The 14,282-nt window shown below is 66.9% G+C and carries 14 protein-coding genes and 2 pseudogenes; 7 read left to right on the plus strand and 9 right to left on the minus strand.

The window, feature by feature from the left end; genetic code table 11:
• Positions 1-172 precede the first annotated feature (172 nt).
• Both MMSP_RS03685 and MMSP_RS27360 read right to left on the minus strand, forming a co-directional pair.
• Positions 173-796: a superoxide dismutase gene (locus MMSP_RS03685; RefSeq protein ID WP_011742484.1), complete on the minus strand. Its 624-nt coding sequence runs from the start codon at positions 794-796 to the stop codon at positions 173-175.
• Between the two features lie 148 nt (positions 797-944).
• A complete protein-coding gene (locus tag MMSP_RS27360; RefSeq protein WP_012396896.1) occupies positions 945-1,100 on the minus strand; it encodes a hypothetical protein in 156 nt (51 codons plus the stop codon).
• A 466-nt stretch (positions 1,101-1,566) separates the two neighbouring features.
• Here MMSP_RS27360 and MMSP_RS03690 point away from each other — a divergent pair, with 466 nt between their 5' ends.
• Both MMSP_RS03690 and MMSP_RS03695 read left to right on the plus strand, forming a co-directional pair.
• Positions 1,567-2,640, plus strand: a complete 1,074-nt coding sequence (locus MMSP_RS03690) for a DUF4328 domain-containing protein (protein ID WP_012396895.1) — start codon at positions 1,567-1,569, stop codon at positions 2,638-2,640.
• A gap of 5 nt (positions 2,641-2,645) precedes the next feature.
• Positions 2,646-3,491, plus strand: coding sequence for a glycerophosphodiester phosphodiesterase (locus MMSP_RS03695; RefSeq protein WP_036427075.1), 846 nt, complete (start codon positions 2,646-2,648; stop codon positions 3,489-3,491).
• On the opposite strand, the gene MMSP_RS03700 is transcribed toward MMSP_RS03695, so the two are convergent.
• From MMSP_RS03700 to MMSP_RS03710, 3 genes are all read right to left on the minus strand, one after another.
• A complete protein-coding gene (locus MMSP_RS03700) occupies positions 3,488-4,033 on the minus strand; it encodes a ferritin (RefSeq protein WP_036427077.1) in 546 nt (181 codons plus the stop codon). The genes MMSP_RS03695 and MMSP_RS03700 overlap by 4 nt on opposite strands.
• 192 nt (positions 4,034-4,225) lie before the next feature.
• On the minus strand, positions 4,226-5,455 hold the full coding sequence (locus tag MMSP_RS03705) for an LCP family protein (RefSeq protein WP_020785534.1): 1,230 nt from the start codon (positions 5,453-5,455) through the stop codon (positions 4,226-4,228).
• Positions 5,456-5,535: 80 nt separating this feature from the next.
• Positions 5,536-6,333 (minus strand): DUF2470 domain-containing protein, encoded by a 798-nt coding sequence (locus MMSP_RS03710; protein ID WP_015357659.1) that lies wholly within the window; start codon positions 6,331-6,333, stop codon positions 5,536-5,538.
• Between the two features lie 98 nt (positions 6,334-6,431).
• Between MMSP_RS03710 and pheA the strand changes: the two genes are divergently transcribed.
• A complete protein-coding gene (gene pheA, locus MMSP_RS03715; protein WP_020785536.1) occupies positions 6,432-7,379 on the plus strand; it encodes a prephenate dehydratase in 948 nt (315 codons plus the stop codon).
• Positions 7,376-8,061, plus strand: a pseudogene (locus tag MMSP_RS03720) (histidine phosphatase family protein). Before pheA ends, MMSP_RS03720 begins: the two are co-directional and overlap by 4 nt.
• 3 nt (positions 8,062-8,064) lie before the next feature.
• On the opposite strand, the gene MMSP_RS27915 reads toward MMSP_RS03720, so the two are convergent.
• The 3 genes and pseudogenes from MMSP_RS27915 to MMSP_RS03730 all read right to left on the minus strand — a co-directional run bounded on the left by MMSP_RS27915 (position 8,065) and on the right by MMSP_RS03730 (position 10,066).
• Positions 8,065-8,274, minus strand: coding sequence for a hypothetical protein (locus MMSP_RS27915; protein WP_145987921.1), 210 nt, complete (start codon positions 8,272-8,274; stop codon positions 8,065-8,067).
• A pseudogene (locus tag MMSP_RS03725) lies at positions 8,271-8,691 on the minus strand (metallopeptidase family protein). Before MMSP_RS03725 ends, MMSP_RS27915 begins: the two are co-directional and overlap by 4 nt.
• Before the next feature lie 4 nt (positions 8,692-8,695).
• Complete coding sequence (locus MMSP_RS03730; RefSeq protein WP_086084849.1) at positions 8,696-10,066, minus strand: septum formation family protein; 1,371 nt, start codon at positions 10,064-10,066, stop codon at positions 8,696-8,698.
• A gap of 120 nt (positions 10,067-10,186) precedes the next feature.
• Here MMSP_RS03730 and serS point away from each other — a divergent pair, with 120 nt between their 5' ends.
• Positions 10,187-11,446 carry a serine--tRNA ligase gene (serS, locus tag MMSP_RS03735; protein ID WP_020785539.1) on the plus strand — a complete coding sequence of 420 codons (1,260 nt, stop codon included), beginning with the start codon at positions 10,187-10,189 and terminating at the stop codon, positions 11,444-11,446.
• On the opposite strand, the gene MMSP_RS03740 is transcribed toward serS, so the two are convergent.
• On the minus strand, positions 11,443-11,925 hold the full coding sequence (locus MMSP_RS03740) for a DUF2834 domain-containing protein (protein ID WP_015357653.1): 483 nt from the start codon (positions 11,923-11,925) through the stop codon (positions 11,443-11,445). The two genes, serS and MMSP_RS03740, sit on opposite strands and share 4 nt — an antisense overlap.
• Positions 11,926-12,006: 81 nt before the next feature.
• On the opposite strand from MMSP_RS03740, the gene MMSP_RS03745 reads away from it, so the two are divergent.
• Positions 12,007-12,654 carry a TetR/AcrR family transcriptional regulator gene (locus MMSP_RS03745; protein ID WP_020785540.1) on the plus strand — a complete coding sequence of 216 codons (648 nt, stop codon included), beginning with the start codon at positions 12,007-12,009 and terminating at the stop codon, positions 12,652-12,654.
• Between the two features lie 50 nt (positions 12,655-12,704).
• On the plus strand, positions 12,705-14,282 hold the full coding sequence (locus MMSP_RS03750) for an NAD(P)/FAD-dependent oxidoreductase (RefSeq protein WP_012396884.1): 1,578 nt from the start codon (positions 12,705-12,707) through the stop codon (positions 14,280-14,282).

Consider the following 14,282-nt stretch of genomic DNA (forward strand, 5'->3'; position numbering starts at 1 on the left):
GCTCGAATAAATGGTAGCTCGAATGATCAAGCATGCGCGGGGTTTTGGCGCCGTGCAACTCGACACGGCGGGTGTCCGGCGGTGTTCGTAAGCGCGAAATATTAAGGCCCGGTTAAAACGCAAGGGCGCCGCGCAATGGTGTGCGCGGCGCCCAAGCCTTCGGGTATTCGAGTCAGCCGAAGATTAATCCTTGAGTTTTCGAGGTGGCGGCGTCGTAGCGCGACTGTACGTCGGCCCAGTTGACGACATTCCAGAAGGCCTTGGCGAAGTCGACCTTCACATTCTTGTACTGCAGGTAGAACGCGTGCTCCCACATGTCGAGCAGCAGCAGCGGGACAATGCCCAGCGGGAAGTTGGTCTGGTGGTCGTAGACCTGGAAGATCAGCAGCTTGTTGCCGAGGGTGTCCCAGCCCAGCGCTGCCCAACCCGACCCCTGCACGGTGGTCGCGGCGGCGTGGAACTGGGCCCGAAACTTGTCGAACGACCCGAACGCCTCATCGATGGCCGCGGCGAGTTCACCGGTGGGCTTGTCGCCACCGTTGGGGGAGAGGTTCTTCCACCAGATGGTGTGGTTGACGTGGCCGGCGAGGTTGAAAGCGAGGTTCTTCTCGTTCAGCAGGATCGTCGAGTGGTCTTCCTTAGCGCGCGCTTCCTCGAGTTTGGTGACGGCGTCATTGGCACCCTTGACGTAGGTGGCGTGGTGCTTACTGTGGTGAAGCTCGTTGATCTGACCTGAGATGTGGGGTTCCAGGGCTCCGTAGTCCCAGTCCAAATCGGGCAAGGTGTATTCAGCCACGGCATTCCTTCCTTCGATCGTCCGATAAGTCATTCGCGTGGGGACCGCCACGCAGCGGGCTGCAGTAGTTAACCCTGCTTCATGAGCGCTCGCGCCGCAAGGACGCCCCACCGGGCTGATACTGCCGGGTACCCGGTTGGTCGGGGATCTAATACAAGACGATGAGGGCGAGAACTCCCAGTAATGCCAGCGCAATCAGGCCCGCACGCAGGGCGGCTATGACGTAGGCGTGATTCCAGGTGGGCGATCCGGAGTGCGACTTCGGTGAGGGAGTCGACCCGGGGCCGTAGGAATGTGTCGCCATCGAGCGCCTTTCACCTGCACGGTCACCTCCAACAGTGAGGTGACTCACACTGAACCTGGCGTCCGCGATCATAACCCCTGGTGCCCGGCTTGAAAAATTCTTGCCTGGGCGGGTCGGCAACCGCACCAGGTGAGAGCGCCAATGCGGCGATGTGGGCCGCCGGCGGACGCTGTTCGGTGGGCCGTGGTCGGTCACGTTTGTCGAGTCGTCCAACTGGGTACAAGTGCTTAGCGCGGCAATGCATTTCGCTCGGGCCCGGCCAGGGCTGTCGATCGGCGGGTGTTGGTGGCGGGGGTTATCCACAGCGACGGCCGATCTCGACCGACAGACGCTGTGTTGATAACCAAAACCCACCCAACCCATGTTGTGGATAAACCTGTGGAAACTGTGGATACCCACAAGTAGCTGAGTCGGAGGTCGCGCGGCCCGTATGCCCAAGAGTGCCGACTCGCATTACGCTGGTCCGGTGATACAGGTGTGCTCCCAGTGCGGCACTCGGTGGAACGTACGCGAGCGACAGCGCGTGTGGTGTCCCCGTTGTCGGGGAGCGCTGATGGCGCCGCTGACCGGGGCTGCGGCCGCCGACCCGCAGTCGCGAACCTCGGTCGGCCCGCAACGGGTGGCGTCTACCGCGCGGCGGGCGGCGCCCCGGCTACCACCAGGTTTTCGCTGGATAGCGGTGCGTCCGGGCGCTGCGCCACCGCACCGGCCCCGGCGACGCGCGTACGGGCCCACCCCCCGGTACACGGTGATGCCGCGCTGGGGACTGGGCGACCGCGTCGCGCAGCCCGGCCCTTCGCCCGTGCCGGTAGCGACCAAGACGGGACCGGCGGCCGCGACCGTACGCACCCTGTTGTTCGCCACCATGCTGGTTCTCGGTGCCGCCGCATTCGTCTACGCGGTGCGATACGTGTTGCTGATCATCAACCGCGACATTCTGCTGAATTCCGTGCTGGCCGGCATCGCGGTCTGGGTGGGAGTGGCGGTCAGTTTCGCCGCGCTCGCCGCGATGGGCGTCTGCTTCGTCGTACTGATCAAGTGGCTTGTCGCGCGCCGGGCCGCCGCCTTCGCCTACTACGGCCTACCCGAGCACCGCTCCACCCTGCAGTTGTGGGCTGGTTGCCTGACGCCGCTGGCAAACCTGCTGTGGGCGCCGGTGTATCTCATCGAACTCGCGGTGGTCGAGGACACCTATCAACGGTTGAAGAAACCCATCCTGGTGTGGTGGATCGCATGGGTGGTCAGCACCGCCACGTCGCTGTTCGCCATCGCCACCAGCTTTTCCAGCGACGCTCAGGGCATCGCGAACAACACCGTCATGGTGGTCGTCGCGTATGCACTGGCGGCAGCCGCCGTGGGCACCGTTTCTCGCGTTTTCGAGGGATTCGAGCGCAAGCCGGTGCAACGGCCCGCGCACCGCTGGCTGGTGATGGGTCAGGATGATCAACCCGGCCGGTCCGCCACGGATGAAGACGATCGGGTCGATGCGGCCCCTGATGCTGATGCGGTTGAGCTGGAGGGGCAGGAACCGGCAGCATAATGGGTATGACCTGGGCCGACGAGGTGATCGCCGGGCATCCTTTCGTGGTGGCCCACCGCGGGGCGTCGGGCGCCCGGCCGGAACATACGCTCGCCGCCTACGACCTGGCGCTCAAGCAGGGGGCCGACGGTGTGGAGTGCGACGTCCGGCTCACCCGTGACGGTCATCTGGTTTGCGTGCACGATCGCCGGTTGGATCGGACTTCGACCGGGGCCGGGTTGGTCAGCACGATGACGCTGGATCAGCTGCGTGAGTTGGAGTACGGCGCCTGGCATGACAGCTGGCGGCCGGACGGTGCCCACGGAGATACCAGCCTGCTGACCCTGGACGCGCTGATCTCGCTGGTGCTGGATTGGAAACGGCCGGTGAAGGTCTTCATCGAGACCAAGCATCCGGTGCGGTACGGGTCGCTGGTCGAAAGCAAGGTGCTGGCGCTGCTGCAGCGCTTCGGCATTGCCCAACCTGCGTCCGCAGACCGGTCCCGCGCCGTCGTGATGTCGTTTTCGGCGGCCGCGGTGTGGCGGATTCGCCGAGCAGCACCGCTGCTGCCAACGGTGCTGCTCGGCAAAACGGCTCGCTATCTGGCCAGCGGTGCCGCCTCGGCTGTCGGAGCGACCGCCGTGGGACCGTCGCTGGCGGTGTTGCGGGAATATCCACAACTCGTCGATCGCGCCGCCGCCCAGGGGCGAGCGGTGTACTGCTGGGGTGTCGACGAGTACGAAGACATCGATTTCTGCCGGGACGTCGGCGTGGCGTGGATGGCCACCGACCACCCCGGCCGCGCCAAGGCCTGGTTGCAGCATGGCCGGCCGGGCGTGAGTAGCGGTCCCGCCGCCCCGCCGGAGGCCTAGAGGTTGCCTCCGGCGGCACGCGGAGCGGCTGCGCCCGACGGAGCCCGGCCGACCTCACGCGCAACGAAGTTCTCGAGCTCGAACAGGTTGGCCCCGGCCCGGTCGGCAATGCGCACCAGGCTGGCCATCAGCGCCACCTCTTCGATCTGCTCCTGCAGGAACCACTGCATGAACTGCTCGCCGAGGAAGTCGCTCTCATCGCGTGCCACCGCGGTCAGCCGACTGACCTGATCGGTGACGGCCCGCTCCTGATCGAGGGCCAACGCCAGGGCGTCGCGCGGCTTGTCGAAGTGATTTCGTACCGAGTCGATTCCCGGAATCTCGACACGGAGGTCGCGGTCGATCAGATGCTGCACCAGCATCATCGCGTGGTTGCGCTCCTCGACCGCCTGAGCGTAAAAGTGCTTCGCCAATTGGGGCAATTCTTCGCTATCGAAATAAACGGCAATGGCAACGTATTGTTGGGCCGCGGTGAATTCGTTGAAAATTTGTTCCTGCACCAGCGCATGGAATTTCGTCTTTGGTCCGTCGTAGTCGGTCATACCGCCAGAATAGTGCAGGTAAAACGCCACCTGCAACGAAGGCATGACTTACTCAGGAAAGGTTTTCCTAAGCCGATGCGCGAAATCAATAAGGTCAGGTTTGCCTAAGTAAACCTAGCCGGGCCGGAATTATGGGCGCATTTTCCGCATTTTTATGACCTACAACACACCCGGGGCGCCGAAATTGCGTTGTTATGGTGGCCCGTCGAAAGCGTCGGCCGGTATCGGTGTGTCGGAAGCCAGCGCGTCGAACATCTCGGCGGCCGCGTCGTGGTTCCACACCACGACCGAGCCGACGTCGGTGGTGGTGAATTCGCCGATCGGCACCGTCAGGGCCGTCGGGTGCCCGTGTAGCGCCCACCCGAGCCGGGCAAGGTCGAATACGTGGGCCCCCTGGTCGACGGTGAGCGCCGCGGCTGCGGCGCGCGGCACCGAATACCAACGCCACGGATTGAGCCATACCGCGGGGCTTTCGGCCCGGCGCAGCAACGCGGACATGAACTGGCGCTGGTTGATCATCCGGTCCAGGTCGGCTCTCGGTGTGGCTCGGGACCTGACGTAGCCCAGTGCGCTTCGGCCGTCGAGTTGCTGGCAGCCCGGCGCTAGGTCGATGCCGGCCAGTGGATCGCCGATCGGTTCCGTCAAACACATCCGGACACCGCCGAGCGCGTCGACCAGTTCGGCGAATCCGCCGAATCCGATCTCGGCATAGTGGTCGATTCGCAGGCCGGTGGCCTGTTCGACCGTTTGCACCAGCAAGGGCGCCCCGCCTATGGCGAATGCCGCGTTGATCTTGTCGCGGCCATACCCGGGAACGGGGACATATGAATCGCGCGGGATCGATACCAGGGCCGTCGGGGTGCTCGATCCGAGTCCGGCCAGGTGGACCAGCAGGATGGTGTCGGTTCGCCCGTCTCCGGGATCTCCGCCGGTGGTCAGCTCCTGCTGTTGCTCGGCGGTCAGACCCTGGCGACTGTCCGAGCCGACGATGAGCCAGTTGGTGCCGCGCCCGGGGCCGGGCCGGTCGGCATAGTCGCGCAATACCGGTTCCCGGTGCAGCGCCGTGTCCAGCCACAAAGCCCCGCCGAGAATGCCGGCGCCGGCCAGCAACACGGCGGTCAGCAGGCTCAGCGCAACGATCTTGCCCCAGCGGCGCTTGGTCTTTTTGCGGCGCGCTTTGGGTGCGGCCGGACGTGGCGGCGGCGCCGGGGTGGGGGTGCGCCGCCGGCGTCGGGGGCCGACGGGGCCGGTGGCCGGTTTGGGTGGAGGTGGCGCTGAGGTTGGTTGACGCGGTGGCGCCCCGCTGGGTTCGGCCGGACGGCGCAGGGGCAGCGTGTCGCGCCGGATGACCTGCGAGGGTTCCGATTGCGGCGGGATCGGAGGCTGGGGTCGCCGAAACTGAGCGGGTCGATCGCCGTTCACCTGGAAAACGTACGTGCCAGGACACCGGAACGCAGCCGGCCGCCACGGCGCGCGGGGCGCAACGGGTTGGCCGCGGCCGGTTATCGCCGGGCGCGCAGACCGTTGCCGAACGGGCAGCCCAGCAGCACCCGGATGGCCTGCCTGAGCCCGTGCATGTCGTCGACCGGGCGATGAAATGGCAGCCGGATATCGCGGTCGCCGTCGTTGCTTTCGATGCGAAACCGCACGCCGTAGCGGTCGAGGCCAAGCGGGCGGACCTCACCGCGTCGCAGCGGGGCCGGCAGGCGCGACACCAACCGCGCGACCACGTCCTGATGGTCGGTCGTCAGGTGGCGCAGCAGGCTCGACTCGATCTCGCAGAACGGATCCGGTCGCGCGGCCAGTAGGTCCACGACGCTGATCGGTTCCGCGCCGGTGGAGTCGGTGACGACCACCGACTCGATCTCCAGTCGCATCAATGCGTATCGGATCTCCGCGCCGTGCGCCGGTGCGGATCTAGGTGTCTGGACTTGCAGCAAGGCTGGGTTGGGGTTCTTGGTGGCGATCAGGTCGAGCGCAGCGCCGATCATGTCCGCGGGAACGGGGTGCAGGCGCCCGCGTATCCAGACCAGCGAGCGGACGGGTTCACGCACCGGCAGTGGGGCGTAGTCCGTTAGTTCGAGGAGGGCCTGCGACGGGGGCTGCCCGGGATCGCCGGTGCCCGCACCCGGGTGCTCGATGGGAACGGCCACCGCAAAAGACCCGTCGGGCATCAGGTGATGGATGGGTGTGGCGACGGGGCCGTCCCGTTCCACCGCCAGCAGGGCACCGCCGGCCCGGGCGCATGCGCTGCGAATACGTTCGGCGGTCGTCGGCGCCGGGCTGGTGAGCGGCAGCATCACAAACTCCTCCATGCTCTTAGGTAAGCCTAAGTTAACTTACTGAGGTGGTGGCTGCAAGCACCGAAAGGGCGGGCGCCGCCGTTAATGTTGTGTGCGTGGCGCGCATCGCATATCTCGGTCCGGAAGGGACATTCACCCAAGCGGCGCTGCTCGAGATAGCGGCTGCCGGGCTGGTCCCAGGCCACGACGACGGCGGCGCGCAACCGCTGCCGGTCGAAAGCACTCCCGCCGCGCTCGACGCCGTCCGTACCGGCGCCGCCGAATTCGCCTGCGTGCCCATCGAGAACTCGATCGACGGCTCGCTGGCCCCCACCCTGGACAGCCTGGCCATCGGGTCGCCGCTGCAGGTGTTCGCCGAGACAACGCTCGACGTGGCCTTCAGCATCGTGGTCAAGCCCGGCGTCGGCGCGGCCGACGTACGGACCCTGGCGGCTTTCCCGGTGGCAGCGGCGCAGGTTAGACAGTGGCTGACCGCTCATCTGCCCAACGTCGAGCTGCATCCGGCGTACTCCAACGCCGACGCGGCCCGCCAGGTGGCGGAGGGGCAGGTCGACGCTGCCGTGACCTCCCCGCTGGCCGCCGCGCACTGGGCGCTGCAGTCGCTGGCCGACGGCGTCGTTGACGAGTCCAACGCCCGCACCAGGTTCTTGCTCATCGGTGTATCGGGACCGCCGCCGCCGCGCACCGGCACCGATCGCACCTCGGCGGTGCTGCGTATCGCCAACGTGCCCGGTGCCCTGCTGGATGCACTGACCGAGTTCGGCATGCGCGGCATCGACCTCACCCGAATCGAGTCCCGGCCCACCCGTACCGGGCTGGGCACGTACATGTTTTTCATCGACTGTGTGGGCCACATCGCCGACGATGCTGTGGCTGAGGCACTCAAGGCGCTGCACCGTCGTTGTGCTGATGTGCGATACCTGGGTTCTTGGCCGACGGGTCAGACCTATGCGGCGCAGCCGCCGCCGGCGGACGAGGCGGCGATCTGGCTGCAGCAGCTGCGCGAAGGCAAGCCCGAAGCAAGCCCGGAGCCGCCGCTATGAGCGGTCGTCTGGTGCTGGTTCGCCACGGTCAGTCGGTCAGCAATGTCGAGCGTCGCTTGGACACGCTGCCGCCGGGGGCGGAGTTGACCCCGACGGGCCGGGCGCAGGCACAGGCCTTCGCGCGCGGCGGTTTGATTCGACCCGCCATGCTGGTGCACTCGATCGCTACTCGGGCGTCGCAGACGGCCGAGGTGATCGCCGCCGAACTGACCGTCTCGGCCCACGAGGTGGTCGGCATTCACGAGGTACAGGTCGGCGAGCTGGAAAACCGCTGCGATGACGAGGCCGTCGCGGAATTCAACGCCATCTACAAGCGGTGGCATTGCGGCGAGCTGGATGTCCCGTTGCCGGGCGGTGAGAGCGCCAACGACGTGCTGGCGCGCTATGTGCCGGTGCTCAACGACCTGCGAATGCGCTATCTGGACGACGAAGACCGAACCGGCGATCTCGTCGTGGTCAGCCACGGCGCGGCCATCCGGCTGGCCGGTGCTGTGCTCGCCGGGGTGGACGCCAACTTCGCCTTGGACAACCACCTGGACAACGCCGAATCGGTGGTGCTGACCCCGATCACCGACGGTCGCTGGGGTGCGTCCGGTGGGGAACGAAAACGCCGCCCTTCTGCGCCGAGGTCGACTCCGCCGCCGGCGACCTCATGGCGTCCAGCGGCGACCCGATGGGCTGACGGTCACCCCGCCGGGGTGACCGCGGCGCTCTCGCCGCAAGTGCAGCCGATGGCCGCGCAGTCGACGACGAAGGTGTGCGGTATCAGCTCGGCGTCGTCACAATCAGATTCGGTGCATTCCGACCGGCCGGATAGTGGACCCTCCACGTGCCGAATCAAGGTCCCGTGGCAGTGTTCCAAGCCTGCCCGGCAGTCGCGGCAGCCTGTGCTCATAGACCGTTCATAGCACCGCACCCCGACATCGCCGGGTTGGCGCGCCCATCGTAATTCGATGGCCGATCACGCCCAGCCCAGCTGGCCCAGCCGGTCGTCGTCGATACCGAAATGGTGGGCGATCTCGTGGATCACCGTGATCGCCACCTGGTCGACAACCTCGTCGGCGGACTCGCAGACATCCAGCAGCGCTTCCCGGTAGATCGTGATGGCGTCCGGCAGGGCTCCGGCGTAGTCGGAATCACGCTCGGTCAGGGCGACCCCCTCGTAAAGGCCGAGCAGGTCGTGTTCGTCGGGGTGGCGGTCGGCGACCAGCACCACGACGTTGTCCATAGCGGCCGCCAGCTGGGGCGGAATCAGGTCCAGTGCGTCAGAGACCAGTTCGTCGAACCGCCGGGGGTCCATCCGCACCGCCACCCGGCTAGCCTCCCGGTGCGGGTTCCGCGGGCGCGGGGGCCTCGGGTTCGGGTGCTTGGGCAGGCGGTGGTGCGCCGCCATCGGCGGGCGGCGGCTGACTTTGGGTCGCCGGCGGCGGCTGAGTCGCCTGGGTTGTGGTGGCCGGGGCGGCGGGTGCCCGCGACGGCGTCACCACCGGTTGCTGATTGGGCAGATGCTGATTGCTCGGCGGAGCCGTTTGGGTCTGCCGGGGCGCGGGCGCGGGCGCGGCGGGCGGCACCTGCAGCGGAATGGGCGGCAACGTGAGCCGCTCTTCGGGAATGTCGGGCGGCGGCACCGGTGGCTGCCCGTTGATCAACAGCTCCCCCTTGGCGCTGTTCACCAACGTGGCCCAGCCCCCATTGCCCAGCGTCGCGCCGATGCTGCACGCGACTTCGCGGCTGCCCGCGGACCAGCTCGGCAGCGACAGCGTGGGGTAGATCAGGGTCAGGGTGGTGGTGCGCAACTTGATGGGGGCGAGGTAGGCGTCGGTCATCCGGGTACAGGTGTCTTTGATGTACCCGTCCTGCTCGGGCTCGGGAGGCAGGGCGTCGGGGAACTTCTCCGCCAGATTAACCGTGCCGGTGACCTCCATGGCATGGGGCGCCGCGCAGTCGACCGGAATATCGATTGGCTGGTTGGTGGTCGAATCAATGCCCAAACAGGTGCCGGCCGGCCAGACCTTGGATTGATTGATGTCGGCGACCTTGCCCTTGAACGCGGTCTGTTGGTTGTTGGGACCGGGCAACTGCAGGCCGCACAACATGCGGCGCTCGCCGGCCTGACGCCACGCCCGGTCGCCGGACCAGAGCATGCTGGTGGTGAACTTGCTGTTGGGATCGAACTTGGCGCCGAGGTAGCGGCGCACCGCGGCCTGGCACTGTTCCTGGCTGATCTGCTGAATGCGGGCCGGTGATGGGGGAGAGGCGTCGGGCCCGTACTCCGAACCGGGGAAGGTTCGCATGTCAATGGACTCGGCGACTTCGAACCGGTGCTCATCGCCGCAGTCGACGATGGTGGCCGCCTCCGGTGTGCCTTCCGGCCACATCAGGCAGTCGCCGGTGGTGGCGCGGTTGAAAGCGGCGTTGCTCTTGGTGCCGGTGCTGGGCACCGGGTTGTTGTCGATGTAGCCGGCCAGCCGGCCCGGCCCGGTGGCAACGTCGGGGATCGCGGTGATCAACCCGGCGATCAGCAGGCCGCCTAGTGCGGTGAGCAGCAACCCGCGCCTGGTCGCCGACGCTTGCAGGGCACGCGGCCACCGGAAGCCGGCCGACGGCTGCTCCGCTTCGGCGGCAGTTTCGGCGTCGGGGTCAGGCTCGCTATCCGGTGCGAGCTCCTTCTCGGGCGCGTCCAACATCAGTTCCATTCTTACAGGGCCCACATAGCCACGTGACCAATGTTGCACATGTGATACCAGAGCCCGACAGAAGCCGAGCTGACGCGACGCGGCCAACCCGTCAAAAGTAGTCTTGCGGCCGTGATCGACCTGAAACTGCTCCGGGAAGACCCCGACGTCGTACGCCGATCCCAGCTCAGCCGCGGCGAAGACCCGGCGCTGGTAGATGCCCTGCTCACGGCGGACACGGCCCGCCGGACCGCGATCTCGACCGCGGACTCCCTGCGGGCCGAGCAGAAAGCCGCCAGCAAGAGCGTGGGTGGTGCATCGCCCGAAGAGCGTCCCGCCCTGCTGCAACGGGCCAAGGATCTCGCCGAGCAGATCAAGGCCGCCGAGGCGACGCAGTCCGAAACCGAGACGGCCTTCACCGCAGCGCACATGGCAATACCGAACGTCATCCTCGACGGCGTGCCCGCCGGCGGGGAGGACGACTACGCGGTGCTGGACGTGGTCGGCGAACCCCGCGCGCTAGACAATCCGAAAGACCACCTGGAACTCGGCGAATCGCTGGGCCTGATCGACATGGCGCGCGGCGCCAAGGTGGCAGGGTCGCGATTCTATTTCTTGACCGGTCAGGGTGCGTTGCTGCAGCTGGGTCTGTTGCAGCTGGCGCTGCGGCTGGCCGTCGACAACGGCTTCATCCCGATGATCCCGCCGGTGCTGGTGCGTCCCGAGGTGATGGCCGGCACCGGATTCCTCGGGGCCCACGCCGACGAGGTCTATCGGCTCGAGGCCGACGACCTGTACCTGGTGGGCACCTCTGAGGTGCCGATGGCGGGCTATCACGCCGACGAGATCGTGGACCTGTCCGAGGGGCCGTTGCGCTACGCCGGATGGTCGTCATGCTTTCGGCGCGAGGCCGGCAGCTACGGCAAGGACACCCGCGGCATCATCCGGGTGCACCAGTTCGACAAGGTGGAAGGCTTCGTCTACTGCGCCCCCGCCGACGCCGAGGCCGAACATCAACGGCTGCTGGCCTGGCAGCGCGAGATGCTGGCGCAGATCGAGGTCCCCTATCGGGTGATCGACGTGGCGGCCGGCGATCTCGGCGCCTCGGCCGCCCGCAAGTTCGACTGCGAGGCGTGGATACCGACCCAGGGCACCTACCGCGAGCTGACCTCCACCTCGAACTGCACCACGTTTCAGGCCCGACGGCTGGCGACGCGCTACCGCGACGCCAACGGCAAGCCGCAGATCGCGGCCACGTTGAACGGCACGCTGGGCACGACGCGGTGGTTGGTGTCGATTCTGGAAAACCACCAACAGCCCGACGGCAGCGTGCGGGTTCCCGCGGCCCTGGTTGGGTTCGTGGGCACCGAGGTGCTCGAGCCCAAGGGCTAGACGCCCACCTTGTCGCGAGCCTGTTCGTGGCGGTGCTGGCGTTCGATGGTGGCGAAGTAGAACGCCAGCGCGAAGGCGAAGCTGGTGAACAGGCTGGACACGAAGTACAGCCAGGGCCTGCGCAGACCGCGTCGGTAGCCATCGACGATGGAGAACAGCGGCAGCAGGATCACGTTGGCGATCGTGTAGTCCTGGCTGGCCGAACCGGCGGCCGGGTTGGTGAACATCAGCCGGATGTAGTCCGCCCAGCTGCCCGGGCCCCAGATGGGGTTGGTCGCGCCGTGCGAGTACTCCCGGACGAAGCGGATGTTGAAGTACCAGCCAAAGGCGATCGAGGCGATGCCGACCGCGTAGTACACGCATTCCGGCGGGGAGAACCACGCACCTGCGGCCGGCCGGGCATACACCTGAGGGTTCGACGCGATGATCCAGCTGATGACGGCAATTCCGAGAACCGCGTGGACAAGAAGCGACACCATGGGCGCAGTCTCACCCCTATCCCGAAGTTTTGTCAATATTGACATAACTGTCGGGGTCGCGGGTTGAGGTACCTTACTGCCATGGTCAGGCCCGCGCAGACGGTGCGCAGCGAACGCACCCGCGAGGCCCTGCGCCAGGCCGCGGTGGTGCGATTCCTGGGCCAGGGCGTCGAGGAGACGTCGGCCGAGCAGATCGCCGCCGATGCCGGGGTGTCACTGCGCACGTTCTATCGCCACTTCAGGTCCAAGCACGATCTGCTGTTTGCCGACTACACCGGTTTGCATTGGTTTCGCGCGGCGCTGGACGCCCGTCCCGTCGACGAGGCGATCATCGACTCGGTACAGACCGCGATCTTCGCCTTCCCGTATGACGTTGAAGCCGTAGCGAAAATCGCCACCCTGCGCGGTGGGGAGCTGGACCCAAGCCGCATCGTCCGGCACATTCAGGAGGTCCAGGCCGACTTCGCCGAGGTGATCGCGGCTCAGCTGCGACGACGTAGCTGTGCCGCGGCGGGAACGTCGGCGCAAACCCCGGATGCCCGGGTTCGCACCGCGGTGACCGCGCGTTGCATCGCGGCCGCGGTGTTCGGCGCGATGGAAGTGTGGATGCTGGGCGAAGACCGGTCCCTCGGCGAGTTGGCGCGGGTGTGTCAGCTGGCGCTGGAGACGTTGCGGGCCGGGCTCACCAACACCTGGTGCCCCGACCGGCCCCGGACTGTTTCGTCATAATTGACAAAACTTTCGGACCGTGCCAGCCTCCAACTCGGGAGGTCGAGAGCATGGCGGAGTATGACGCGATAGTGATCGGCGCGGGGCACAACGGCCTGACCGCCGCGGTGCTGCTGCAGCGAGCGGGCCTGCGCACCCTCTGCCTGGACGCGAAGCTCTACGCCGGCGGCATGGCCTCCACCGTCGAACTGTTTGACGGCTACCGGTTCGAGATTGCCGGATCGGTGCAGTTCCCGACGGCGGCCGCGGTGATCAGCGAACTCGGCCTGGACACCTTGCCGACCGTGGATCTGGAAGTGATGTCGGTAGCCCTACGCGGCGTGGGCGACGATCCGTTGGTCCAGTACACCGACCCGATGAAGATGTTCGCCCACCTCAACGAGGTGCACGGGGCCGACGCGGTCACCGGGATGGCGGGCCTGCTGGCCTGGAGTCAGGCGCCGACCCGGGCGCTCGGGCGGTTCGAATCCGACACGCTCCCCAAGACCTTCGACCAGATGTATGCGTGCGCCACCAACGAATTCGAGCGATCGGCCATCGACGACATGCTGTTCGGGTCGGTCACCGACGTGCTGGACCGGTACTTTCCGGACCGGGAAAAGCACGCCGCACTACGGGGTTCGATGACGGTCCTGGCCGTCAACACCATCTACCGGGGACCGGCCACGCCGGGTAGCGCCGCCGCGCTTGCCTTCGGTCTGGGTATCCCCGACGGAGACTTCGTGCAGATGAAGAAGCTGAGCGGGGGCATCGGCGCACTCACCGCACATCTGTGCCGGCTGTTCGAGCGCGACGGCGGCGAGTTGCGGTTGCGCACCAAGGTCAGCGAGATCCTCGTCGACAGCGCCGAGGCCGGAGCGCGGATCAGTGGCGTACGCACCGAGGCGGGCGACATCGTGGCCGCCCCGATCGTGGTTTCCGCGATTGCCCCAGACGTCACGATCAACGACCTGATCGATCCGACGGTGCTGCCCAGCGATGTCCGGGATCGCTACGCACACATCGACCACCGCGGTAGCTACCTGCAGATGCACTTCGCCCTCGAGGAAGCCCCGGCGTTCGCGGCGCCGTATGAGGCCCTCAACGATCCGGCCATGCAGGCCTCGATCGGCATTTTCTGCACGCCAGAGGAAGTGCAGCAGCAGTGGGAGGATTGCCGCCGCGGGATCGTGCCGGCCGACCCGACCGTCGTGTTGCAGGTACCGTCGGTGCACGACCCCGACCTGGCGCCGCCGGGCAAGCACGCCGCATCGGCGTTCGCGATGTGGTTCCCGATCGAGGGCGAGCAAGACTCCCATGAGTACGGACAGGCCAAGACCGAAATGGGGCAACGGGTGATCGACAAGGTCACCCGCTTGGCGCCCAACTTCGAGCGCAGCATCATCCGGCACACCACCTTCACTCCCAAGCACATGGGCGTCATGTTCGGAGCGCCCGGTGGCGACTACTGCCACGGCTTGTTGCACCCCGACCAGATAGGTCAGAACCGGCCGGGTCCGAGAGGCTTCATCGGCCAGCCGATCCCGATCGCCGGGCTCTACCTGGGCAGCGCGGGATGCCATGGCGGACCGGGAATCACCTTCATCCCCGGTTTCAACGCCGGTCGTGCGGCGCTGGCCGACCGCTAG

The organism is Mycobacterium sp. 012931, from assembly GCF_000419295.1.
Classification (GTDB): Bacteria; Actinomycetota; Actinomycetes; order Mycobacteriales; family Mycobacteriaceae; genus Mycobacterium; species Mycobacterium marinum.